Genomic DNA, 24,146 nt, shown 5'->3' on the forward strand with positions numbered 1-24,146 from the left:
GTTTACTTTGCTATGAGTTGAATATGGCGAGGCTGCGCGTAGCTGAGCGCATCGAGCCGGGCATGGCAGCGCTGGCGGCCATCGGCCTCCTGCTCAACCTGGAAACCCAGCTCGGCCCAGAAGGTCGCGGCCAATTGGTTTTTGCTACTCGGGACGAATTCAGCGCGGACATTGTCCACGCCGAAAACTTCCCTCGCCTGCTCAGCGCAGGCATGGAAAAAGAACTGCTCAAGCTCGCGCTTGATCACCCGGCAGCTCATCAAAAAGGTGTCCACAAAAGCGCCACCCTCGCCGTCCAAATGCAGGATGCAGACGTGGGTGATGCCCAGTTCGCCGAACTTATCGCGCACCTGCATATGGAAGACCAGATGCTGGTCCGAGGCAACGAAGGCCTCGATCTCCTGCACGGTGTAACGCACGGTGCGCAGATTGAATTGATTGGTCTTTTGCGTCAGCTGGGCGATGCGCGCGATGTGCTCGGCTTGGCCGGGGCGGTTCAGCACCAGCTCGACACGCGTATCCAGTGATTGCAAAAAGGCGGCGATGTCTTGAAAGCCCGCGGCACTCTCGGCCCGGTTGTCATTGTCTCGGTACTGCTGCAGCTTGGCGCCGTCTTCGGTCGTGCGGTGGGGGATGAAAAACAAGTCCTCGGCCTGCCAGATGCGCTCGAACTGGCTGGGGTCTGCGGGCGCTTGAATCACATCCAGCTCGGGCAGGCTTTGCTCCACCAGGGCACATTCCACCGAGCTGTCATCGATGAATACGAAGTTGTTCAAGCCAAGCTGCAAGGTCTTGGCGATGTCGGCAATGTTCTCCGCCTTGTTCTTCCAGTTGGCGCGGATGCAGACAAAGTGTTCCTTCTTCAGCAGGCTGTGCGGATGACGCTCGAACACCTCCAGGGCATCCGCTTCATTGTTCTTGCTGCAAATGGCCAAGAGTACGCCGCGGGCGTGCAAGCCGAGCAAATAGGCCTGGAACTGGTGATAGGCCACGCCGGGGAATTTGCTGGCGTCGAGCGCGATGCCGTCCAGGCCGTCCTCGCCGATCACCCCGCCCCAGAGCGTGTTGTCGCAATCGAGGATCACGCACTTCTTCGCCCGGCCGTAATGCGCGGCGACGATGGTCGCCATCTCACGCGCCAACCAGGACCACATCGGCGATTTGTAAGGCGCTTTGCTGGAATGCCAGAGCTTGCTGTCATGCACCTCGCTCGCACCAAGCAGGCCCACCAGGCGATTGACATCGACCAGAAAGAACTGGCTCGCATGCTCACGCACATAGGCCGCCAGCGCTGTGTTGAGGGCGCGCACCTTGGCCTCCAGGCTCGGCGCACCGCGCGAGTCAGGCAGCAAAGGCAGGGCAAAGTCGGTCACGATCACCGGCGCCTTGATGCGGGCACGGGCCAAGTCCAGCAACTGAATCAGCGCCTCGGCCTCACGCGCCTCGTCCCAGGTATTGGCCAGAAAGTCCTTGATCAGGATGCGCAGATCCAGGCTGAGCACAACGAAGTCGGGCTTGCTGCGGTGCAGGGACGAATCCTCGTCCAGCAAAGTCTGCGCCACCACATTGAAGTCGCTGAATGTGATCTCAGGACGCAGCTTTTGCTTGAGCAAGTGGTACGACAGGAAAAGCTCAATCCCGTTCAGCGTGTAGTTGGACAGGCAATACACCCGCGGCGCGGGCGCGGCCCAGTCTTCACGCCGCCATTGGTTGACGGCCTTTTGCACCGCCACACGCTTTTGCTCCTCGGGCGGGAAGGCATCAAATGCGGCGAGCCTCATCAGCAAACGCCCCCGTTCACATGCAGCACCTGCCCGGTCATATGCGCGGCGCCCGGGCCGGCGAGAAAGGCCACCGTGCTGGCGATGTCCGCGGGGCGTGCAAGACGACCCAGCGGCGTCTTCATCTTCAGCAGCATGCGCTGGCGCTCGGGCATGTCTTGGGTCATCTCGGTCTCGGTCATGCCCGGTGCGACGGTATTGATCCGTACGCCCCGGCTGCCCAGGGGCCCAGCCAGATTTTTGGTGAGCAGATGGACGCAGCCCTTGCCCAGGTTGTAGCCCAACCATTTGGCCGGCGGTTCGTATTCGGCTACGACGCTGCCAATATTGACGATGGCGCCGCCCCCATGGGCTTCAAACAAGGGCAAGGCCGCCTTGATGGTGCAGAACATGGCACGGGTATGCGGCAGGAACTGGGCCTCGAAGGCCGCCAGATCCAACTCGAAAATATCGCGCTCCTCGATCGCGGGCGAGGCATTGTTGACCAGCAGATCCAGGCCTTGATGGCGCAGCTTGATCTCCGAGAACATGCGCTCCACCGCCACCGGGTCAAACACATCGCCGCGCAGCAGTTCGCCGCCGCCGCCAAGCACCTTGACCTGTTCCAGCAAGGCCTCAGCCTTGGCCTGTGAACGCTGGTAATTGATGTAGACGAAATAGCCTTGACGGCCCAATTCCAGCGCGATCTCGGCGCCGATGCCGCGTGAAGCGCCCGTGACAAGCGCGATCTTTTGAGCAGGCTTGGCGGCCACGGCAGGCTCCGCCGCTTGGCGCTCCTCCGGCCACTTGACCACCGACTCACCGCGTATCACGCTGCGATTGAGGTGGTTTCTGATGTCGATGGCAATCGTCAACAAGCGATTGCCCAGATGAATCTTTTTGATTTCGGCGGCAATCTCGATGCGGTCTCCCACCCGCACCGGGGCCAGGAATTCCAGCTTTTGCGAGACCCACAAAGCGCCAACACCCGGCAGATGCTTACCGATCACGGTGGAGATGAAGGAGGCCGTCAACATGCCATGCGCCACCGGTGAACCCACCTGAGTCTGCGCGGCAAACTCGGCATCCACATGCATGGGGTTGTCGTCCCCGGTCAGGTCGACAAAGCGATCGACATCGCGTTGCGAGATCTCGTGCGAGAACACAACCGACTGCCCGACTTGAAAACTTTGGATATCCGCTAATGCCATGAATCGCCTTCGATAGTGGGGTCAAGCCAACTCGCTTTGCCTACAGCGATAGCGCTGTTGCGCAACTGCCTAGCTAGAAGCGCGAGCTCACAGCCGCCAAACAACCCGCGGCCATGATACTGGCGCTTGCCCCGCGCTCTTGCGTCTCTGAGCGCATGAAAGCCCCGGCTATTTATTCGATGGCCGGCGCCTTGAAATACCGCTTGCTCAGCGCAGAACCGCCAGTACACCGGGGCCTAGGGACCACATATTCAGCACACCTTGCTGCACCTCAGAAAGTGCAGAGATATGGGCCACGCGCAGCGAGTAATAGTCCGACTCGGCCCCCATCACATCGAAGAGCGAGCGCCGCCCCATCTGCTGCCACTGCACCATGGTTGCGCTGCGCAGTCGCTCGCTGGCACGCAGAATTTCAACGATGCGGCGGGCACGCTCCAGCGCCGCCCCCGCATTGAGGTGCAACTCCTGCAACTGGAAATTGCGCACGGTCATGGCATCTTGCAACTGCAGTTTGCTGGCGTCGGCGCGGCGCTGGGCCGCCAGCTTGGAAGCGTCAAGGCCTGGCGCATAGATCGGCATGGTCACAGTCACGCCGGCGCTCCACTCGCCCGCCCGCGTCCCGGTCGAAGTACCGGTGCCGTTCGCCGCCATGCCCAGGCTGACCTGCGGCTTGCTTTGCGCCGCCACGACCGAGGCATAACGTTCCTGTGCACGCGAAGAAGCCTCCAATTGCTTCACATCGGAGGACTGAAGCGCAGCCTCTTGCAAGCCTGGCAAGTCAGGCAATTGATTCAGCAATGAGGCATAGCTGGCACTGGCCGGCAGGGCATCGCCCACCAAGCGCTTGAGCCGAACCTCCACCACGCGCAAATCAGAGCGAGTCTGTTCCATCGACAGCTCGGCCGTCATCTGGCTCTTTTGGGCCTGAGTCAGCTCGCTGGCGCGGCCCTTATCGGCCTTGACCACGGACTCCAGCGCATCGACCAGACAGGCCATGCGCTTGGTGTACTGACGGTAAACCTGGGCTTGCAGCAACAAACGGCCACGATCCAGGGAGTAACTCACCACCTGCGCGGCTAGCTGTTGCTCGCTGCTGATCAGGCCTTGCCGGGCCGCTTCGGCCAGCTGCAAGCGCCAGGCAGCGGTCTGAGCAATGCGGCCAGCATCCCAGAGCGGCATGCTCAGATTCAAACCCGCTTGGGCCTGCCCCTGGTTCTGGCGCACACCCCCAACCTGTTGGCCAGCACCGCTGGTCGAAGCCTGGGCCTGCACCACGGGCAGGCGAGCCGCTGCCGCCTCTTCCCAATCATTTCTTGCGGCTTGGGCCAGCAAATTGGCGGCACCGAGTTGCTGGCTGCGAGCCAAGGCCAGATCGATCATCTCCAACAGCTGACCACGGGGGTCGGCACTGCCGAAACCAGGCAGCGCATCTTTGCCTTCAATCGCTGTGCGCTCCTCTTCGTTACAGCGCAGCTGCGCTTGCACCGACAAGGTCGACAAAGCCAACGTACTGCCGATGAGCAGGCCCAGGACAGGACGAGGCAAGACGTTGAAAAAAAGGCTGTTCATGGTCGGCAATCAGGCTCGGAAAGACACCTATTCACTAGACCACACAAGCCCCGGAGGTGAAGGCCGGAGTTGCCACCCGGCGACCCCGCAATTTGAAGGCCAGGCCCGCTGGCGCCTCACACAGTCAATGCATCGCTAGGCGCGAGCAGCGCATTTTTAGCGCTCTTTCAAGGCCTCATTGCTCTTGAGCAATGGCCTGAGGATGAAGCTCAGCACCGTGCGTTCACCGGTCTTGACTTCCACATTGGCGGCCATGCCAGGCAGCACCGGCAAAGGCTCGCCAGCTCGGCGCAAGGTGTTCTTGTCAGTGCGGATCAGCACGCGGTAGTAGCGCGCGTCACCGGTCGCCGAGGTCTTCTCGTTATCACCCAAAGTATCCGCGCTGATCAGCTCCACATGGCCTTCCAGGCCACCGTGGATATTGAAGTCATAGCCCGCCAGCTTGACGACGGCGCGCTGGCCGACGCCGATAAAGCCCACTTCGGACGGAGGCAAGCGCGCTTCCACCAAGACATTGGGGCCAATCGGCACGATCTCCATCACCGGTGAGCCACCGGCCACCACGCCGCCCACAGTGTTGTTGCGGATGTTCTTGACCAGCCCATGCACCGGCGAGCGCAAGACCGTGCGGGCCATTGCATCCTTGCGCACCACCTGTTGCTCATCCAGCGCCGCCAACTCGTTTTGCTGACGCGCCAACTCCTGGCTGGCATCTTGCCGGAAGCGGCTGACCCGCTCCTGGCGCTGTTGGCGCAAATCATTGACCTGGCGGTTCAGGCGCATCACTTCCACTTCGGACATCAGTCCGCGCGTGGACAAGTCCTGCGCCACCTTGAGTTCACGCCCCAGCAAGCCCACGCTTCGGTCCAAAGCCACCACCGCCTCATCCAGCACATGCATGCGGGACTCATAAGTCTGCAACTCGGCCGCCGCGAGTTCGGGCGCGGCCTTCACTTCGGCCGGCCACTCCGGGCGACCGCCATAGGCCTCGGCCTTGAGTCGGGCCACGGCCGCCTTCAAAGCCAGGCGACGCAGACTGCCTTCGTTTTGCTGTGCCTCCACGCGGGTCGGGTCCAGGCGCATCAGCTCCTGGCCAACTGCCACCTCTTGGCCCTCAACCACCAACATTTCGGCCAGCAAGCCGCTTTCCAGACTGGCGATCACCTGTTCCCGCGCCTCCGGCACTACCCTGCCCTGCATGCGGCTGACCTGATCCACCCTGGCGAATGCAGCCCAGGTGATGGCGGTCGCCACCGCGGCCAACAAAAGATAAAGCGCCCACATGGCATGCGGCAGCGGCTCGTCGAGCTGAGCCCGGGCAAGGCTACTGAGAAAGGGGCTGTCGTGCGCGGCTTTCGCCATATCTTTTTCTCTGTCTGGCGCCGTAGCGCGTCTTCGTTATTGCTGTGAGATCGTGTCCAGGCCCGTCAACCGAGGCCTTAAACCGAGGCCTTGCGCTCAACCGGTTGGGCACTGGGATGCATGTGCACGCGAGAGTCCTCTCCACCTCGGCCTCCCGCCTGCACCGTGGCTGCCGGCTGCACGCCGGAAAGCGCAGCCAGCACCTTGTCGCGCGGACCGTCCAGCACCAGCTTGCCCGCATCCATCACCATCACCCGGCCCACCAACTCCAGCACGGCCGGGCGGTGCGTCACCGCGATCAAGGTGCAACCAGCGGCGGCCTCCTTGAGCTGGCGCAGAAAGCTCATCTCGGACTGCGCATCCATGGAGCTGGTCGGCTCATCCATCAGCAAGAGCTTGGGCTTGTTGACCAAGGCACGTGCCAAGGCCACCAATTGACGCTGGCCGCCGGAAAGCAGGCCGCCCATCTCACCCACGGGCAGGTCCCAGCCCATGGGGTGAGCAGCGACAACGCGGTCTAGGCCGGTCAAACGGGCCACTTCAACCAAGCGAGCCGCCGGCACTTCACCGCGGCCCATCAAAACATTGTCTCGGAGCGTGCCCTGGAAAAGGCGCGGCTCTTGCGACACGAAACCCACATGCGAGCGATACTCAGCCGGGTCGATCTGGCGCAGATCGAGGCCTTCCACCTCCACCATGCCTTCGGTTGGCTGATACAGGCCGGCAATCAAGCGCAAGACGGTGGACTTGCCGCTACCAATGCGGCCCAGCACGGCGATCCGCTCGCCCGGCTGAATCTGCACATTCAGTCCACCCAGCACCCGAGGCGCCGCCTGGCCAGGCGCTGCCGGGTACTGGAAGCCCACATCGCGCAAGACGATGCGGCCCTGCACACTGGTCAGCGGCACATAGTTTTGAGCGCTGTCGCGTTCGGTGGGCTTGTTCATCAGGGAATCGATACTTTGCAAGGCCGCCCGTGCGCCTTGGTAGCGCGTGACCAAACCCACCATGCTGCCCAAAGGTGCCAGCGCACGCGAGGCGAACATGATGGAGCCGATCAAGGCCCCCTGCGTGATCACGCCTTCACGGATCAAATACACGCCCCACAACAGCATCAACAGCGTGTTGATCTGGTACATCGAGTGAGACAGATGATTGATCAAGCCGTGCATGCTACGGGTGCGCAAGCTGGATTCGGCTGCCACCGCATTGCTGATCTCGTAGCGGTGTTGAAACTGTGGTGCGGCGCCCGAGGTCTTGACGTCCTCCAGGCCCTCGAGTGCCTCCACCAAATTGCCCTGCACTTCAGCCTGCTCAGCCATGCCGGTGCGAACCGACCGCCGCACCAAGGCCTGCAGCACGATGATGCCCGCCACCATGATGGGCACCGTCAGCGTCACCACCCAGCCCAGAGGGCCGCCGATGGTGAAGACCATGCCGACAAAAATGATGATGAAAGGCAGATCGGTCAACACCGACATGCTGGCCGAGGCGAAGAAGTCGCGCACCGTTTCGACCTGGCCCATGTAATGCGCACAGGAACCCGCCGAGGCCGGCTTGTGCTCCATGCGGATCGACAGAATGTGGCGGAACAATTTGGCGCCGATGATCAAATCAGCCTTGCGCCCCGCCAGGTCAATCAAGTCGGCTCGCAAATGTTTGGCGAACAGGTCAAACACCAATGCCAGCGCGCCGCCGATAACCAGCGTCCACAAGGTCACCAAGGCATCTTGGTGCGGGATGACCTTGTCGTAAATCACCGCCGTGACCATGCCGGTGGCCAGCATCAAGACATTGCTGAGCAAGGCCGCCAACATGGCGCCACGGTAGTAAGGGATGAAACGCTTGAGCGTGCCCCACAGCCAGTGATCGGTGGCATCCATCACCACATGGTGATGGGCTTGGGCTCGGGTCTGCTCCTTGGGGCTGACCAGCAGGCAAAAGCCGCTGTATTCGGCTTGCAACTCGCTCAGATTGGCCTCGCAAAGCTGCGACTCAGCACCAGGAAACAAGACCTGGTAGCGGCCGCTGGCCTCGTCCAGCACGCGCACCAGCACGCAGGCGTCGCCCTCATTGAGCAGAATCACCGTCGGCAGCATCAGGCTGTTGATCTGATTCAGCGCGCGGCGTTGAAGGGCAGCCTCGTAGCCCGCCTCCTTCATCAATCTGACCGCCTGCGCCGGCGACAAGACGCCGTCGGCCGCGCCATTGGCACGCAAGGAAGCGGCGGAGCGAGGGCGTTTGTGGTGGTTGGTCAGCCAGACCAGCGCCTGCAGCAAGGGATCACCGATGTCTGCCCCGACTTCTTCCTCGGCATCCAGGACAGGATCCTGGCGCACCGCCCCATCCTCTGCGGAGGCGGCCAAGCGCAGGCTCGGCCCTCGGTCGGTGCCTGCGGGGTCAAAGAAATCGTCGCGTCGGGACACCCGATTCACTCCTCAAAACGTCCAAAACGAGGGCTTGAGCACATCGCTTCAGGCCTCACGCTGGGCCAAGGCCATGCGTTCAAACTGAGCTTCCATATCGGCCACCAAGGCCGGCATATCAAACAAGGCCGAGCTGCGACCAAACTCTTGCAGATAACGTTTATAGGATAGTGCCCGCGCCGGCTGCTGGCCAATCTGAATCGCGCGTTGCTCATACTCCGTCACAGAATAGGTGACCAGATCCGGCAAGCCGACCGCCGTCAAGAGGCTGCCCGCCATGCGCGAGATATAGCTACGCCCGCTCAGCGTCAGGATGGGCGCGCCCATCCAGAGGCAATCATTGGCCGTGGTTCCGGCGTTGTAGGGGAAGGTGTCCAGCACCAAATCGGCCAGCTGAAAGCGTGCCAGATAGTCCGGCGGCGCGGCACGTGGCGCAAAGATCAAACGCTCCGCCGCCACCCCTTGCGCCGCCGCATGGGCCAGCATGTTCTCGCGTGCCTTGGCGTTATCTGCCAGCAACCACAAGACCGAATTGGGCACCGCTTGCAGCACCCGCATCCAGGCCTGGAACATCGGCTCGGTGTATTTGTGGTTGTTGTTGAAGGAACAGTAAACGAAGGCGTCTTCCGGTAGACCCAGCTGGCTGCGCGTCGGCGTGGCGCCAATTGGCCGCTTGCGGTCGCTGGATTGGTAGCACTTATCGAGGTAGATCGGCCGCTCGGTACAGAAAGGCAGGTACTCGGGCGGCATCACAAAACGGTCCGCCAGAATCCAGTCCACGCCGGGAATGGCTGAGGTGCCAGGCAAGCCTAGGTAGCTGACCTGAATGGGTGCGGGGCGATAAGCCAGGATATTCGGTCGAGCGCCGCTGGTCAGGCCCTGCAAGTCCACCAACACGTCGATACCCATGCTGGCGATCAGTTGGGCGGCCGCCTCATCGCTGAGGCCTTGCAAGGGGATCAGCTGATCCATGGCCGAGCGGATGCGGGCACGCTGGGCCGAGCCGTCTTCGCCGCTCCAGCAAAAAGCAAACACCTCGAAGCGCGAACGGTCGTGCAACTCGAAGATTTCCGGCGTCAGAAAGCCCACCGCATGCATGCGCAAGTCGCCGGAGAGATAGCCAATCCGGATCCGCCCTTCCCTGCGCTTGCCGCTTTGTTTGTACAAAGGCGGGCCGGCGTACTTGATGACCTTCTCGTGCACAAAGCGCTGGGCGACCAGCAGTTGCAGCGCCGGGTCATCGCTATAGCTCAGCATGGCCAGCAAAGAGGTATTGAGCAGCAGCTGATTGGGCGTGACCGCGCCGACGGGCTCATACACCGGCCAAGCGCATTGCTTTTGGCGAATGTGCACATAGTGCTGCAGCACATCGCCTTGATCGGCTTTGAGCATCAGCGCTTGACGCATGACGGTCTCGGCCTCGGGATAGCGCTTTTCTTGCTCCAGCAGGCGGGCACGATTCTTCAAGGCATGCAGGCGCAGCTCCAGGGCGTCAGTGCCCATGATCTCGCCGACTGATGTGTCATTGGCAGCATCTGCCCAGGTCTTCAGCGCATTCTCGACCTGCCCCAGATGCTCTTGTTGATGCCCCAGATTGACCTTGGCCTGCAGAAAGTCAGGCTTGAGTGCCAGCGCTTGCAGATAGGCCTGCTCTGCCTCGGCATGTTTGTGGATGCTGGCCAGGGTGGCGCCCATGTTGTAGAGGGCGACAACCCGCAGCGGTCCGGTCTGCTTGTCCAGCCAAGCGCGGTACAACTCACCAGCCAGTTCGCCCAGTCCTTGTGTCTGCAACTGGGACGCCCGGCCCATCAACTCGGCCAAGGGCAAGCTGGCCTCCTGGCAGCGGCGCAGGAGTTGATCCCACTCGGCGCTGAGGGCGGCGGGAATGCTCAATGTTTGCATGCGGGGTGAAGCAAGGTCCATGGCGATACAGGCCTATGTAAACGTGTCGCGAAGCGCGTGTCTAAGACCTTGGCTTTGCCCAACGAGGACGAAACCTGGCCAGGGACGGGCCCACAAGGGCTTCCCCGTCTCGATTCTCCAAGCACTACTCCCTGCAGGATCGCCGCAAATAGCCGGGTCCAGGGGCCCAATTCCCCGCATGTCTCCCTGCACCTCTGCATTTCGCTCGAGCCGGCAAAAACTTGAGTTTCGATTTACTCCCTCTTGCCCCTGCATTTCAGCCCTTCAGGTCAAGGCCGGGCTGGTCAGAATGGTTTCACCTCTGTAGGAGGAGGGCGCGCCCGAAACCGGTCGCTGTTTAGAGAGCAAAAATATGCTGAATGCCATTCTGACTCGATGGGCCAGGACACGCGGAGCCTTGTCGTCGACCTCGTCCATCACGACCCAGCCTCACGGCCTGAACCGACCCAGCGGCAGCTTTCCGCCGCCGCGCAGCAGCATCAACGCCGGCAATTTGGACTCGATTTGGCAGACCTTGCTGCGCCGCCGGCCCGCCGATGTCGACCCTTGGGCCGCACAGGCTCAGATGCTGGACGCCCGCCGACAAGCCAATGTGACCGTTGCCCGGGTTCAGTTTCAGGCTTCTTTGCAAGGACTCAGCGGCGACACGGTCGAAGCGCTTGAGCGCAGCATCTGCCGTAGCCGAAACCTGCGTGACCTCTGGCATTTGCGCGCCTGGCTTTACACCGAAGTGGCGCGGGCCTACTCGCAACATGAGGCCGAACGCCGCCTCCAGGCGCTGAACAGCTTTTTTAGCAGCCAAGCGGCCATGCTCAATTTCAATGCACCGGGCCAAGCCTTGGCTCAGCCTCTCGGCAAGCGGCATTAAGCCGGCACATTTCAGCCGGATCATTTCAGCCTGCTCATACAAGCCGCCAGATCAAGCGAGCCAGACGACCATGCATCTCACTCTGCGCGATATTCCCGACTTCCCACCGCCCTGGGGCTTTGCCAGTGCGGGCCGGCCGGACGAGAGGCGTGGCCGCAGCTCGGCGCGCCAGGCCCTGGTCCAGCTCAAGCTGGTGTTTCAGCGCGCGGCGGCCGATGTGCCGGGCGAGGTTGGCCAGCATTTGCAGCAAACCATCCGCCACGCCAGTGAGCCGATCGAGTTATGGCTGCTGCGCGCCAGCTTGCTGGCCGCCCTGCCCGCCGACTGCAGCCGGGCCGCGATCCACGAGTTGGCCATTCGCACCGCCCTCTGAGCGCGGCCGCCCTGGCCCACCGCCCAAATGCAGCGGCGGCAGCAGCGCTGCCTGCGAGCCGAAACAACATCTCGTCACCGGCCCAATCAAGCCAGCGGCAAGAACAAGGCAAAATGGCCCGCACACATGAATATCATCATCCTCGACGACTATCAGGATGCCGTGCGCAAGCTACGCTGCGCGGCAAAGTTGGAGCACCTCCATGCCAAAGTCTTCACCAACACGGTCAAGGGCATAGGCCAGTTGTCTGTGCGCCTGCGTGACGCCGAGGTGCTGGTCTTGATTCGGGAACGCACCGCCTTCCCCCGCCAGCTGCTGGAAAAGCTGCCCAAGCTCAAGCTGATCTCGCAAACCGGCCGGGTCGGCGCCCACGTCGATGTTGCTGCCTGCACCAAGCTAGGCATTGCGGTGGCCGAGGGCGTAGGTTCACCCACGGCGCCGGCCGAACTGACCTGGGCCTTGATCATGGCCGCGATGCGGCGCCTGCCGCAGTACATCAGCAATCTCAAGCATGGCATCTGGCAGCAGTCGGGTCTAAAAGCAGCCTCCATGCCACCCAATTTCGGCCTCGGGATGGTGCTCAAGGGCAAGACCATGGGCATCTGGGGCTATGGCCGCATCGGCCAACTGGTGGCCGGTTACGCCCACGCCTTCGGCATGCAGGTGATGGTGTGGGGCAGCGAGGCCTCGCGCCTGCGGGCCTCGGCCGATGGCTACCTAGCCGCCGAGAGCCGCGAACAGTTTTTCGAGAGCTGCGATGTGCTGAGTCTGCATCTGCGCCTGAGCCCAACGACGACCGGACTGGTCGGCCCCGAGGACTTTGCGCGCATGAAGCCCACCGCCCTATTCGTCAACACCTCGCGGGCCGAGCTGATTGCCGAAGGCGCGCTGGTGTCGGCACTCAATCGCGGCCGGCCCGGCATGGCCGCCATCGATGTGTTCGAAACCGAACCCGTGCTGCAAGGCCACCCACTGCTGCGCATGGAAAACGCTGTTTGCACGCCGCATATCGGCTATGTGGAGCAAGACAGCTACGAGCTCTATCTCGACGCCGCCTTCGAGAATGTGCTGAATTTCATCAAGAGTGAGCCCAGCAACCTGATCAATCCCGAGGCCCTGAAGGTCATGCGGTGAGTCCCGCTGCCGAGCCAGCGGGAGCTGCAGGAACTGATGAAACAGGACGCGCACGCCCGGCCTCGCTGTGGAAGCTTTACTGGGCTTTCAACCGCCTGGCCTTGCAAGGCTTCGGCGGTGTGCTGGCGGTGGCCCAGCGTGAGCTGGTCGAGCGCCTGGGCTGGCTGAGCCAAGAGGAGTTTCTGGAGTCCCTCGCGGTCGCCCAGGTTCTACCCGGCCCCAATGTTGTGAATCTGTCGCTGATGATTGGCGACCGCTTCTTTGGCGTGCGCGGTGCCTTCGCGGCGCTGGCCGGCATGATGCTGCTGCCCTGCATCCTGATGCTGAGCATGGCCGCCCTGTACGGCCAATTCGCCTCGCATCCGGTCGTGGGCAATGCATTGCGCGGCATGGGCGCCGTGTCGGCGGGCCTGATCTTGGCTACGGGCGTCAAGCTGGCGCCCTCGCTGCCTGGCAATCCGATGGGGCGCTGGTGGGCCTGGGGCTTGGCCGGGCTGACCATCGTGGCCATCGCCGTGCTGCGCCTGCCGCTGCCCTGGGTGCTGGCGTGCCTGGGCCCGCTGGGCATGTGGGCGGCTTGGCGGAGGCTCAAAGCATGAGCTTGCCACCTGAGCTGCTGCCGCTGTTTCTGCACTTTCTGACCCTGTCTCTGCTGTCCATCGGCGGCGCGATTTCCACCGCGCCGGAGATGCACCGCTATCTGGTCGGGCAGCAGCATTGGCTGACCGATCTGCAGTTCACCAATTCCATCGCCCTGGCGCAGGCCGCGCCTGGCCCGAATATCTTGTTCGTGGCGGTGCTGGGCTGGAATATCGCGGGCCTGAGCGGCGCCCTGGCGGCGCTGGCGGGCATCATGCTGCCCTCCACCACCTTGGTGCTCGCTGCCACTCGCTGGGCGCAGAAAAACCAGCAAAGCCTGGGTGTGCGCGCCTTCAAGGCCGGCATGGCACCCATCACCTTGGGCCTGCTGATCGCCACGGGCTATTTGCTGGCCGAGCCCTATCTGCGCCAGCCGGAACATCGCTGGTTCACCCTGGGCTTGATGGCCGCGACCGTGCTGCTGACGGCCAAGACCCGCATCAGCCTGGTCTGGCTGGTGCTGGGCGGCGGCGTGCTGGGGGCGTTAGGCTGGGTCTGAGCCCAGCCTTTTCTTACGCTTACTCTTTGGTGCCGAAGATCTTGTCCCCGGCGTCACCCAAGCCCGGGATGATGTAGCCGTGCTCATCCAGGTGGCTGTCGATGGTGGCCGTCCAGCAGCGCACATCGGGGTGGGCGTCGTGCAAGGCCTTCACGCCTTCGGGCGCAGCCACCAGCACCAGGGCGCGGATGTCCTTGCAACCGCGGCGCTTGAGCAGGTCGATGGTGGCAATCATCGAGCCGCCGGTCGCCAGCATTGGGTCCACGATCAGCGCGGTGCGCTCATCCAACTGACCCACAAAGCGTTCGAAATAATGCACCGGCTGCAGCGTCTCATGGTTGCGGGCCAGACCCACAACGCTGATCTTGGCATTCGGGATCATGTCCAGCACACCGTCCAGCATGCCCAGACCGGCGCGCAGTATCGGCACCACGGTGACCTTGCGGCCAGCAATCTGGTCCACCTCGGTCGGGCCGCTCCAGCAGTCGATGGTGGTTTTTTCAAGCGGGAAGTCGGCCGTGGCCTCGTAGGCCAGCAAGCGGGCCACCTCGCCGGTGAGTTCGCGGAACTTCTTGGTCGAGATATCGTTCTCGCGCATCAAGCCGATCTTGTGTTTGACGAGCGGGTGTTGAACTTCAATGACAGCCATGGTGTGAAACTCCTTCGCGCTTAGCTGTTTGTCTTCTTGGCGGCTGCGGCGCGTTGGCGCGCCACTTCGTACAGGCACACGCCTGCGGCCACCGAGACATTGAGGCTTTCCACCCCACCGGCCATGGGGATGCGCACCAGCTCATCGCAAGTCTTGGCGGTCAGCTGACGCAGGCCGTCACCTTCGGCGCCCAGCACCAGGGCCACCGGGCGATTCAGGTCAAGGTCGTAAATCGACTTCTCGGCCTGGTCGGAAGTGCCCACCACCCAAATATCAAAGTCCTTCAGCTCACCCAGGGTGCGGGCCAGATTGGTCACCATCACATAGGGCACAGTCTCGGCCGCGCCACTGGCCACCTTGGCCACGGTGGCGTTAAGGCCAACGGCATGGTCTTTGGGGGCCATCACGGCTTGGGCGCCGGCACCGTCGGCCACGCGCAGGCAGGCACCCAGATTGTGCGGATCGGTCACACCGTCCAGCACCAAGAGCATAGGCATGCCCTGGATGTTGTCCATCACATCGTCAAAGGTATTGGCCAGAGCCACGGCCTGAACCTTGGCCACCACGCCTTGGTGGCGGGTGGTGCCGGCGATCTTGGCGATGCGATCGTCGTCGCTTTCGATCAGCTTGGTGCCGCTGGATTTGACCCGCTCGATGAACTGCTTCATGCGCTGGTCGCGCCGCGTCGCATCGACATGGATCTCGGAAATGGTGGTGGGATGCGTCTTCAGACGCACCGTGACGGCGTGGAAGCCGAACAGGATTTTGTTGGAACTCATGCCCGCATCGTAGCCGCTAGCATGAGCAATCCGATCAAGACCGGCTGATGGACCATGTAAAAACTCAATGACCATCGGCCCAAAACCGCCAGCGGGCGTGCGAATGCCGGCAGCGCGCCGGTCAGTAGCGCGGGGCGTGCGAGCAAAAGCCAACGACCCAGCACAAAGCCCCAGAGCATCACGCCCAGCCAGGGCAACACGGGCACATAGTCCTCGGTGATGGGCTTGTGGGTCACCAGGCCCAGCCAATTGGTCCAGCGGCTGTCAAAGAATTCATGTTGCAGCCACAGCGGCAGCAGCAAGGCCGCCAAGCCCAGCAACAGACCAGCCAGATTCGACAAGCGCGGCCCCGCCACGCGCAGCAGCAAAAGCATCACCGCCATGCCGTGCAGCACGCCAAAGCTGATGAAGCTGCGCGGATACATCAGGTAAGAACCCAGGCTCACCAACAAGGCACAACCCGCCACCTGCCCCCAGCGCCGCCAAAAACGCGGCCAGCTCAAGCCTTGATGAATGGCCAAGGCCTGGCCCATGCCGGCGCAGAGCAAAAACAGGCTGACGATGGCGGTGCGCTGGCCGGTCCAGACCGGGTCGCGATAAAAGTCCTGCCGAATCCAGCCGTAGTGATTCAGATCGAAACAGAAATGAAAGACGGCCATCCAGACGATGGCCAGGCCGCGCAAGGCATCGAGTCGATCAAAGCGCATAGCGCGCATTACAGGGGCAGGCAAGGCAGTCACAGTTCAATTCGGCACAATGGCGGGACGCGGCGCGCCAGTCTATGTCAGCGGCGCAGCTCCGCCACTTGGATAGTCATTCATTGCCACTTCAGCGCCACTTGAATCAATTGCGCGCCACCTGAACCACCGCCATGTCTCGTCAAAACAAAGCCGTTCTCTCCCTGGCTCTGCTGCTGTGTTTGAGCCTGCTGGGCTATAGCTGGCTGGCGCCGCAAAGCGCGCAAAGCAAGCCCCAAGCCGAGCCGCGCGCCGTGCAGCCCCGCGGGCCGCTGGATGCCACCGAGCAAAACCATGTGAATGTGTTCAAAAAGGTCTCGCCCTCGGTGGTGCACATCACCACCTTGGCGCGCACCCGGGACATGTTCTCCCTTCACATCACCGAGCAGCCGCAAGGCACGGGCAGCGGCTTCATCTGGGACGAGGCCGGCCATGTGGTGACCAATTTCCACGTCATCCAGGGCGGCAGCTCGGCGGTGGTGATGCTGTCCAACGAGGCCAGCTACCCCGCCACCCTGGTGGGCGTGTTCCCCGACCGCGATCTGGCCGTTTTGCGCATTGACGCCCCCAAGGAGAAGCTGCAAGCCATTGCCATCGGCAGCAGCCGCGATTTGCAGGTCGGCCAATCGGTCTACGCCATCGGCAACCCCTTCGGCCTGGACCAGACCCTGACCCTAGGCATCGTCAGCGCCCTCAACCGCGAGATCGAATCGGTCACCCGCCGCATGATTCGAGGGGCGATTCAAACCGATGCGGCCATCAACCCAGGCAACTCGGGCGGGCCGCTGCTGGATTCAGCCGGGCGGCTGATCGGCGTCAACACCTCCATTTACAGCCCCAGCGGGGCCAGCGCGGGCATCGGCTTTGCGATTCCCGTCGATGAGGTGAATCGCATCGTGCCGCGGCTGATCCGCGATGGCCGCATCATCCGCCCTGCCCTGGGCGTGACCGCTGCGGCACCGAATGTGCATCAGGCGCTGAATCTGCCCAAGGGCGTGGCGCTGGTGCGCGTCAACCCCGGCAGCCCGGCGGCGAAGGCCGGCCTGCAGGTGTTTGCCCGTGAACGCAATGGCCGACTGATCCAGGGTGATGTGATCACCGCCATCAACGATCAGCCGGTGCGTGATCTCGACGAGATGCTCAACCTGCTGGAGCAGCGCCAGGTCGGGGAGCGCATCACGCTCACACTGTGGAATGAGGGCAAGACGCGCAAACAGGCGCTGCAGCTGGGCGAATCGGACTGAAGCCGCCAAGCCGGCTCACTGTGCCCCGCTGCACAGCCAGAGTCGGCATTTTTGGCGCGGCTGTGATACCGTCAAAGCGCCGAGACTGAAGCGATAGGTAAGCGGCCCATGAGTCTTGATTCGAATGGGGACGCAGTCCTCGACAATCCAGCAGTTCGCCCACCCGCCTTTGCCGCCAAGCACTGGGCATGGGCCCACTGGGTCACCCTGCTGACCGCATTGACCGGCCTGTCCCTGTGCCTCGCCCTGGGGCTGGCTCGGCAGCAGCAACGCTTGGCCAGCGAACAAAGCCAGGTGCACGAAGCCCTCAGCGCCGTGCGCACCCGGCTCGAAGCAGTGGCCCAAGCCACCTTCGGCCCTACGCTGGCCCTGGAGGCCATGATTCAGCTGGACCACGGCATCAGCGCCGAGCGCTTCGATGCCCTCAGCCAGCGGGTGGTCAACCTGCTGCCCCAGGTGCGCAGCATCGTTGTCGCCCCCGACGATGTGGTGCGTTATGTCTACCCGCTTGACGGCAATGGGGCGGTGCTGGGCCTGCGCTACGCCAGCATCCCCTTGCAATACGCCCAGGTGCAACAGGCGCGCCAGCAAGGCCACCCATTGTTGGTGGGGCCGGTCAAGCTGGTGCAAGGGGGCGAAGGCATCATCCAACGCACACCGGTCTTCTTTGCCAGCCCGAACGGTCAGCCGCCGGCCTATTGGGGTGTGGTGTCGGTGGTGGCCGACCTGCCGCGCTTTGTGCAGGCTGCGGGTCTGAGCGATAACTCACCATTGCGCCTGGCGCTGTTTCAGTGGCGGGCCGACAGCCAGAGCCTCAGCGAGTTGATCTGGGGCGATGCCAGCCTCGCCAAAGAAGCCTTGGCGGTGACGCAATTTGTGCATTTACCTGGCGCCACCTGGGCCATCGCCGCTTATCCCAGGCATAGCCGCGCAGCGGCCAGCACCTGGTTGGACACCGAGATGATCGCCGGTTTGCTGGCCAGCGCTGTACTGTCCCTGCTGGCCGCCCTGCTGGTGCAACGCCGCCGGCATCTGCAAACGCAAAACCTGGCGCTCAACCAATACATCCAGCAAATCCGCGATCAGCAATTGACGCTGCAAGCCACCGAGCAGCGCTTCCGTAGCCTGACCGAGATCTCCAGCGACTGGGTTTGGGAGCAAGACGCGGAGTTTCGCTTCGTCTACTACTCGCGTGAAAGCGACCCGGAGCTGCGCAAATACACCCCGACATTGATTGGCCAAAAGCGCTGGGAAGGCCCGCAGGCTGGGGTCGACATTGACTGGACCGAGCACATTGCATTGCTGAAGCGCCACGAGCCCTTCCGGGACTTCGGCTATGGCCGGCGATTGGCCTCCGGGGAGATGCGCTACATCAGCATCTCCGGCTCGCCCATTTTTGATGCGCAAGGGCGTTTTACCGGCTACCGCGGCACCGGCCGCGACATCACCGCAACCAAGAGCGCTGAGTTGGCTCTGCGCGCATCTGAAGCGGCGCTGAGCGCCGCCAAAGACCGTTTGCAGGCCGTGCTGGACTCGGCCCGCGAGGTGGCCATCATCGTCACCGATATGGAGGGGCAAATCGAGCTCTTCAATCACGGCGCCCAATTGATGCTGGGCTATGCCGAAGACGAGATGCTGAACCGATGCATCAACCTGCTACACGGCGAAGAGGAGTTGCTGGCGCGCGGCGTGCAAATCATCCAAGAGGGCGGGCGCACGCTGATGCGGGTGGATCCGGCCTCAGTGCAGGCCTTCGACACCCAGACCAGCTTCTGGATCTTCGTCCGCAAAGATGGCGCGGAGCTGGAAGTCTCGCTGACCGTCAATCTGATGCGCGAGCAAGACGGCAGCCTCAAAGGCTGGCTCTGCATTGCACGCGATGTCAGCGCCGAGCGTCAGGCGCAGCGTGCGTTGGTGACCTTGAATGCGGAACTGGAAATGCGCGTGGACAAGCGCACGGCGGAGTTGCAGCAAGCCCTGGTCACCCTGCGCCAGGCGCAGGCCGAACTGATGCGCTCAGAAAAAATGGCCGCCTTGGGCTCATTGGTGGCGGGCATTGCGCATGAACTCAACACACCGCTGGGCAATTGCCTGACCACCGCCTCCACCCTGGAGAGCTTGACTCAGCAGGTCCGGCGCGATTTTGATGCCGGCCAGATTCGTCGCTCGGTGCTGGACGCCTACCTCGCCGATGCACAAACCGCCTGCGCCATCCTGCTGCGCAGCATGAGCACGGCGACCGAATTGGTGGCGCACTTCAAGCAGGTGTCGGTCGATCAGGCCACCGCGCAGCGGCGCAGCTTCACGCTGCAATCGCTGGTCAGCGATGTCTTGAGCCTGCTCGGGGCGCAATTGCGCAAGTCGCCGCTGCAAATCGAACAGCAGATCCAGCTGACTGAAGCCTTGGACAGCTACCCCGGCCCGCTCGGCCAGGTGCTGACCAATCTGGTCATGAACGCCATGATTCACGCCTTCGATCCGCCGACGGCCGAGCGCAAGGAAGGCGATGCCGAGGGCACGCCGGCGCCTGAACAGCGCCTGCGCATCGAGGCAGAAATCGACCCGACGGACCCGGCCATGGTGATCCTCAGCGTGGTCGACAACGGCAAGGGCATGAGCGCCGACATCCGGCGCCGCGCCTTCGATCCCTTCTTCACCACCAAGATGGGCCAGGGCGGTACCGGCCTGGGCCTGAACATCGTCTACAACATCGTGACGGGCATCTTGGGCGGGCAGATCGAGCTGCAGAGCGAGCCAGGCGTGGGCAGCCGTTTTGTGATGCGCCTGCCCATCATGGCGCCGATGATGGCGCATTGATGAGGCATTGATGGCGTATTTGTGGCGCACTGAAGGGGCCGAGGCGCCCCTCCGATCAACAGCTCAGGCTAATTAGCCGATCGCACGGCGCGCATTGCGGAACATGCGCATCCAGGGGCTCAGCTCGCCCGCGTCACCCGAGGTCCAGCTCATCTGCACATTGCGGAACACGCGCTCCGGGTGCGGCATCAGCACGGTGAAGCGGCCGTCTGCCGTGGTCACCGAGGTCAGGCCATCCGGGCTGCCGTTGGGGTTGAGCGGATAGACCTCGGTGGGCCGGCCAGCGTTGTCCACATAGCGCATGGCTCGCGCCACCTTCGCCGCATTGCCGCGCTGCGAGAAGTCGGCAAAGCCCTCACCGTGGGCCACGGCGATGGGCAGCCGCGAACCCGCCATGCCTTGGAAGAACAGGCTGGGGCTTTCCAGCACTTCCACCATGGCCAGGCGGGCTTCGAACTGCTCGCTGCGGTTGCGGGTGAACTTGGGCCAGTCTTGGGCACCAGGAATGATGGGCGAGAGTGCCGCCATCATCTGGCAGCCATTGCAAACGCCCAGGGCAAAACTGTCTTGGCGGGCGAAGAAGGCCTTGAACTGCTCCGCCAACACCGGGTTGAACATCACCGAGCGCGCCCAGCCCTCACCGGCACCCAGGGTGTCGCCGTAGCTGAAGCCGCCGCAGGCCACAAAGCCCTTGAACTCGGCCAGGCTGACCGCGCCCGCCTGCAAGTCACTCATGTGCACGTCGTAGGTGTCGAAGCCGGCCTTGGCCATGGCGTAGCTCATCTCGACGTGGGAGTTCACGCCCTGCTCGCGCAGGATGGCCAGCTTGGGCTTGGCACCCACATTGATGAAGGGCGCGGCCACATCTTCGCTGGGGTCGAAGCTTAAGTGCACATGGCGACCGGGGTCGGCCGCCAAGCCTGCTTGTTCATGCTCGCTCTGGGCGCAAGCCGGGTTGTCGCGCAGGCTGGCAATGCGCCAAGACACCTCGTCCCAGCTCTTGTGCAGGGCTTCCAGCGGCGCCGCAAACACCTTCTTGGCATCGCGCCAGACTTCCATCTGGCCATTGGCATTGGGCTTGCCAACCACATGGCTGCACTTGGACAGGCCATGCGCGCGCAGGGTCTGCAGCGCGCTGTCGCGCTCGCTCACCCGCACTTGCAGAACCACGCCCAGCTCTTCGCTGAACAAGGCCTTGAGTGTCAGCTCTTCGCGGCGTGCGCCGACCTGGCTGGCCCAGTTCTTGGAATCACCCACATCGGCACGGCTGTCACTGACGCCATCACCTTCGGTGACCAGCATGTCCACATTCAGGCTCACGCCGGTGTGGCCAGCAAAAGCCATTTCGCAGGCCGTGGCCCACAGGCCGCCGTCGCCACGGTCGTGGTAAGCCAGCAGCTTGCCTTCGGCGCGCAGCGCATTCACGGCGGTGACCAGATTCTTCAGCAAAGCGGCATCGTCCAGATCCGGCACGGCGCCGCCAAACTGGTTCAGGGCCTGTGCCAGGATGGAGCCACCCATGCGCTGCTTGCCCTGGCCGAGGTCAACCAGAATCAGGCAGGTGTCGCCCTGATCGCGGCGCAATTCAGGCGTCAGCGTGGCGCGCACATCGGCCACCGAGGCAAAGGCGGTGACGATCAGCGAGACCGGCGCGGTGACTTGCTGCACCTGGCCGTCATCCTTGGTCCAGCGCGTGCGCATGGACAAGGAATCCTTACCGACAGGAATCGAAATGCCCAAGGCCGGGCACAACTCCATGCCTACGGCATGGACGGTGTCGAACAGCGCGGCGTCCTCGCCCGGCTCGCCGCAAGCAGCCATCCAGTTGGCGCTGAGCTTGACGCGCGGCAGCTCAATCGGTGCGGACAGCAAATTGGTGATGGCTTCAGCCACGGCCATGCGTCCGGAGGCTGGGCCGTCGATGGCGGCCAGCGGCGTGCGTTCGCCCAGGGCAAAGGCTTCACCGGCGAAGCCCTTGAAGTCAGCCAGAGTGACGGCGCAATCCGCCACCGGCACCTGCCAGGGGCCGACCATCTGGTCACGGCTATTGAGGCCGCCCACGCTGCGGTCACCGATGCTGATCAGGAAGCGCTTGGAGGCCACGGTAGGGTGGCGCAGCACGTCAAATGCGGCCTTCTCGAGGCTGGTGCCACTGAGGTCAAGCGTGCCGCCAGAACGGGCCAGGCGCGAGACCTCGCGGTGCATCTTGGGCGGCTTGCCCAGCAGCACGTCCATGGGCATATTGACGGCGAACTCGCTGTCCGTGCCCTTGGCCAGGCCGTCTTCCAGCACCAACTCGCGCTGCTCGGTGGTCACACCCACCACGGCGAAGGGGCAACGCTCACGCTCGCACATGCTGCGGAACAGCTCCAGGCTGTCGGGCGCAATCGCCAGCACATAGCGCTCCTGGCTTTCGTTGCACCAGATTTCCTTGGGCGCCATGCCGCTTTCTTCCAGCGGCACTTTGCGCAGGTCGAACAAGGCGCCGCGATGGGCGTCATTGACCAACTCGGGGAAGGCGTTGGAGATGCCGCCGGCGCCGACATCGTGGATGGCCAGGATGGGGTTCTTGCCGCCCAGGCCCCAGCAATGGTTGATCACCTCTTGCGCGCGCCGCTCAATTTCGGGGTTACCGCGCTGCACCGAGTCAAAGTCCAGGTCCGCCGTGTTGGTGCCCGCCGCCATCGAACTGGCCGCGCTGCCACCCATGCCGATGCGCATGCCGGGGCCACCCAGCTGAATCAGCAAGCTGCCGGCCGGGAATTCGATCTTTTCGCACTGGTCCGCACGGATCGCGCCCAGGCCGCCGGCGATCATGATGGGCTTGTGATAGCCGCGCTGCACGCCGTCCACGTTTTGTTCGTAGACGCGGAAATAGCCGTTCAGATTGGAACGACCGAACTCGTTGTTGAAGGCCGCGCCACCGAGCGGGCCTTCGATCATGATTTGCAAAGCGCTGGCGATATGCGCGGGCTTGCCAACCGGGTTTTGCTCCCAGGGCTCGCTCAGGCCCGGCAGGTGCAAATTGGAGACCGAGAAGCCGGTCAAGCCCGACTTGGGCTTGGAGCCACGGCCGGTGGCGCCTTCGTCACGGATCTCACCGCCCGCGCCGGTAGAGGCACCAGGGAATGGCGAGATGGCGGTCGGGTGGTTGTGCGTCTCGACCTTCATCAGCACATGGGCCAACTCTTCGCGCGCCTGGTATTGCGGGGCGCGTTGGTCGCCGGCGGGCATCCAGCGCTCGATCAAATGGCCTTCCATCACCGAAGCGTTGTCAGAGTAGGCCTTGACGGTGTGCTGGGGGCTCAGCTTTTCGGTATTGCGGATCATGCCGAACAGGCTCAGCGGCTGATCCACGCCATCCACAGTGAACTTGGCATTGAAGATCTTGTGGCGGCAATGCTCCGAATTGGCCTGCGCAAACATCATCAACTCGACATCGCTGGGGTTGCGATTCAGAGTCTTGAAGGCGGCTTCCAGGTAGTCGATTTCATCGACCGACAAGGCCAGACCGAAGGTCACGTTGGCGGCTTCCAGTGCCGCCCTGCCCTGGCCCAACACGTCCACATGTTCAAGCGGCTGCGCTGCCTTTTCGTCGAACAGGTGGGCGGCGTCTTCACGCGCCAGCAGCACGCTTTCGGTCATGCGGTCATGCAGCAGCGCGGCGCAGGCGATCAGCTCCGCCTGGCTCAGCGTCTTGACGCCACCCAAGAGGCCGGACTTCAAAACGATGCGGTACTCAGTGACGCGCTCGACGCGGTGGATTTGGCTCAGGCCGCAGTTGTGGGCGATGTCGGTCGCCTTCGAGGCCCAGGGGCTGACGGTGCCCAAACGCGGGGCCACCACCACCAGGCTGCCCTCAGCGCCGCCCACATAGGCATCGCCGTAGTTCAGCAGCGCGGCCAACTTGGTGGCATCGCTCTCGGCCAGAGCCGCATCGCTCCAGACCCAATGCACATGGCGGGCGTGAACCGCCTTCACGCCTTCGTGGATGGCCTGCAATTGCGGCAGCAAGGCTTGGGAGCGGAACGCTGACAGAGCGTTGCCGCCCTCGAAAGAAAGCAGATGCTTATGAGTGGCCATGGGGTCCCGGAGCTGGGTTGGCGCGCTGGGCTACAACGCTTTGATTGCAAAAATGAATACTGGCGGGGCCAAG

At 63.1% G+C, this 24,146-nt stretch carries 17 protein-coding genes; 7 read left to right on the plus strand and 10 right to left on the minus strand.

The window, feature by feature from the left end; all coding sequences use genetic code 11:
• Positions 1–2: 2 nt before the first annotated feature.
• The 6 genes from AT984_RS09280 to AT984_RS09305 form a co-directional block, all read right to left on the minus strand.
• Positions 3–1,781, minus strand: a complete 1,779-nt coding sequence (locus AT984_RS09280) for an HAD-IIIC family phosphatase (protein ID WP_058719854.1) — start codon at positions 1,779–1,781, stop codon at positions 3–5.
• Complete coding sequence (locus tag AT984_RS09285) at positions 1,781–2,971, minus strand: SDR family oxidoreductase (protein WP_082679908.1); 1,191 nt, start codon at positions 2,969–2,971, stop codon at positions 1,781–1,783. The genes AT984_RS09280 and AT984_RS09285 overlap by 1 nt, the downstream gene beginning before the upstream one ends.
• A gap of 207 nt (positions 2,972–3,178) precedes the next feature.
• Positions 3,179–4,540 carry a TolC family protein gene (locus AT984_RS09290; protein ID WP_058719856.1) on the minus strand — a complete coding sequence of 454 codons (1,362 nt, stop codon included), beginning with the start codon at positions 4,538–4,540 and terminating at the stop codon, positions 3,179–3,181.
• Between the two features lie 156 nt (positions 4,541–4,696).
• A complete protein-coding gene (locus tag AT984_RS09295) occupies positions 4,697–5,902 on the minus strand; it encodes an HlyD family efflux transporter periplasmic adaptor subunit (RefSeq protein ID WP_082679909.1) in 1,206 nt (401 codons plus the stop codon).
• Positions 5,903–5,979: 77 nt separating this feature from the next.
• Positions 5,980–8,328 (minus strand): type I secretion system permease/ATPase, encoded by a 2,349-nt coding sequence (locus tag AT984_RS09300; protein WP_197418291.1) that lies wholly within the window; start codon positions 8,326–8,328, stop codon positions 5,980–5,982.
• A 48-nt stretch (positions 8,329–8,376) separates the two neighbouring features.
• Positions 8,377–10,230, minus strand: a complete 1,854-nt coding sequence (locus AT984_RS09305) for an O-linked N-acetylglucosamine transferase, SPINDLY family protein (RefSeq protein ID WP_058719859.1) — start codon at positions 10,228–10,230, stop codon at positions 8,377–8,379.
• Between the two features lie 373 nt (positions 10,231–10,603).
• Here AT984_RS09305 and AT984_RS09310 point away from each other — a divergent pair, with 373 nt between their 5' ends.
• The 5 genes from AT984_RS09310 (at position 10,604) to AT984_RS09330 (ending at position 13,764) form a co-directional block, all read left to right on the plus strand.
• Positions 10,604–11,119, plus strand: a complete 516-nt coding sequence (locus tag AT984_RS09310; RefSeq protein WP_231741619.1) for a hypothetical protein — start codon at positions 10,604–10,606, stop codon at positions 11,117–11,119.
• Positions 11,120–11,189: 70 nt separating this feature from the next.
• Positions 11,190–11,492, plus strand: coding sequence for a hypothetical protein (locus AT984_RS09315; protein WP_058719861.1), 303 nt, complete (start codon positions 11,190–11,192; stop codon positions 11,490–11,492).
• Between the two features lie 126 nt (positions 11,493–11,618).
• Positions 11,619–12,626, plus strand: a complete 1,008-nt coding sequence (locus AT984_RS09320; RefSeq protein WP_058719862.1) for a D-2-hydroxyacid dehydrogenase family protein — start codon at positions 11,619–11,621, stop codon at positions 12,624–12,626.
• Entirely contained in the window at positions 12,623–13,225 is a 603-nt protein-coding gene (locus AT984_RS09325) for a chromate transporter (RefSeq protein WP_058719863.1), read from the plus strand. Before AT984_RS09320 ends, AT984_RS09325 begins: the two co-directional genes overlap by 4 nt.
• Positions 13,222–13,764 carry a chromate transporter gene (locus tag AT984_RS09330; RefSeq protein ID WP_058719864.1) on the plus strand — a complete coding sequence of 181 codons (543 nt, stop codon included), beginning with the start codon at positions 13,222–13,224 and terminating at the stop codon, positions 13,762–13,764. The genes AT984_RS09325 and AT984_RS09330 overlap by 4 nt, the downstream gene beginning before the upstream one ends.
• 19 nt (positions 13,765–13,783) lie before the next feature.
• Here AT984_RS09330 and upp read toward each other — a convergent pair whose 3' ends face one another.
• Genes upp through AT984_RS09345 form a run of 3 tightly spaced genes read right to left on the minus strand, consistent with a single transcriptional unit; the run spans position 13,784 to position 15,908 of the window.
• Positions 13,784–14,413, minus strand: coding sequence for a uracil phosphoribosyltransferase (gene upp, locus AT984_RS09335; protein ID WP_058719865.1), 630 nt, complete (start codon positions 14,411–14,413; stop codon positions 13,784–13,786).
• Positions 14,414–14,433: 20 nt separating this feature from the next.
• Complete coding sequence (gene rlmB / locus AT984_RS09340) at positions 14,434–15,192, minus strand: 23S rRNA (guanosine(2251)-2'-O)-methyltransferase RlmB (protein WP_058719866.1); 759 nt, start codon at positions 15,190–15,192, stop codon at positions 14,434–14,436.
• Positions 15,189–15,908: a DUF1624 domain-containing protein gene (locus AT984_RS09345; RefSeq protein WP_058719867.1), complete on the minus strand. Its 720-nt coding sequence runs from the start codon at positions 15,906–15,908 to the stop codon at positions 15,189–15,191. Before AT984_RS09345 ends, rlmB begins: the two co-directional genes overlap by 4 nt.
• A gap of 155 nt (positions 15,909–16,063) precedes the next feature.
• Here AT984_RS09345 and AT984_RS09350 point away from each other — a divergent pair, with 155 nt between their 5' ends.
• Entirely contained in the window at positions 16,064–17,173 is a 1,110-nt protein-coding gene (locus AT984_RS09350; RefSeq protein WP_058719868.1) for a S1C family serine protease, read from the plus strand.
• Between the two features lie 108 nt (positions 17,174–17,281).
• The gene (locus tag AT984_RS09355; RefSeq protein ID WP_058719869.1) at positions 17,282–19,990 is read left to right on the plus strand and encodes a PAS domain S-box protein; all 2,709 of its coding nucleotides are present in this window, start codon (positions 17,282–17,284) and stop codon (positions 19,988–19,990) included.
• Positions 19,991–20,062: 72 nt separating this feature from the next.
• Here AT984_RS09355 and purL read toward each other — a convergent pair whose 3' ends face one another.
• Positions 20,063–24,073 carry a phosphoribosylformylglycinamidine synthase gene (gene purL / locus AT984_RS09360; RefSeq protein WP_058719870.1) on the minus strand — a complete coding sequence of 1,337 codons (4,011 nt, stop codon included), beginning with the start codon at positions 24,071–24,073 and terminating at the stop codon, positions 20,063–20,065.
• Between the last annotated feature and the right edge of the window lie 73 nt (positions 24,074–24,146).

Origin of the sequence: Paucibacter sp. KCTC 42545 (assembly GCF_001477625.1) — a bacterium.
GTDB lineage: Bacteria > Pseudomonadota > Gammaproteobacteria > Burkholderiales > Burkholderiaceae_C > Paucibacter_A.

Excerpts from the sequence above, each read along its gene's own strand:
- purL (WP_058719870.1), bottom strand. The coding sequence starts at position 24,073 with ATGGCCACTCATAAGCATCTGCTTTCTTTCGAGGGCGGCAACGCTCTG.
- AT984_RS09295 (WP_082679909.1), bottom strand. The coding sequence starts at position 5,902 with ATGGCGAAAGCCGCGCACGACAGCCCCTTTCTCAGTAGCCTTGCCCGG.
- upp (WP_058719865.1), bottom strand. The coding sequence starts at position 14,413 with ATGGCTGTCATTGAAGTTCAACACCCGCTCGTCAAACACAAGATCGGC.
- AT984_RS09320 (WP_058719862.1), top strand. The coding sequence starts at position 11,619 with ATGAATATCATCATCCTCGACGACTATCAGGATGCCGTGCGCAAGCTA.
- AT984_RS09345 (WP_058719867.1), bottom strand. The coding sequence starts at position 15,908 with ATGCGCGCTATGCGCTTTGATCGACTCGATGCCTTGCGCGGCCTGGCC.
- AT984_RS09305 (WP_058719859.1), bottom strand. The coding sequence starts at position 10,230 with ATGCAAACATTGAGCATTCCCGCCGCCCTCAGCGCCGAGTGGGATCAA.
- AT984_RS09315 (WP_058719861.1), top strand. The coding sequence starts at position 11,190 with ATGCATCTCACTCTGCGCGATATTCCCGACTTCCCACCGCCCTGGGGC.
- rlmB (WP_058719866.1), bottom strand. The coding sequence starts at position 15,192 with ATGAGTTCCAACAAAATCCTGTTCGGCTTCCACGCCGTCACGGTGCGT.
- AT984_RS09310 (WP_231741619.1), top strand. The coding sequence starts at position 10,604 with ATGCTGAATGCCATTCTGACTCGATGGGCCAGGACACGCGGAGCCTTG.
- AT984_RS09290 (WP_058719856.1), bottom strand. The coding sequence starts at position 4,540 with ATGAACAGCCTTTTTTTCAACGTCTTGCCTCGTCCTGTCCTGGGCCTG.
- AT984_RS09285 (WP_082679908.1), bottom strand. The coding sequence starts at position 2,971 with ATGGCATTAGCGGATATCCAAAGTTTTCAAGTCGGGCAGTCGGTTGTG.
- AT984_RS09355 (WP_058719869.1), top strand. The coding sequence starts at position 17,282 with ATGAGTCTTGATTCGAATGGGGACGCAGTCCTCGACAATCCAGCAGTT.
- AT984_RS09280 (WP_058719854.1), bottom strand. The coding sequence starts at position 1,781 with ATGAGGCTCGCCGCATTTGATGCCTTCCCGCCCGAGGAGCAAAAGCGT.
- AT984_RS09330 (WP_058719864.1), top strand. The coding sequence starts at position 13,222 with ATGAGCTTGCCACCTGAGCTGCTGCCGCTGTTTCTGCACTTTCTGACC.
- AT984_RS09350 (WP_058719868.1), top strand. The coding sequence starts at position 16,064 with ATGTCTCGTCAAAACAAAGCCGTTCTCTCCCTGGCTCTGCTGCTGTGT.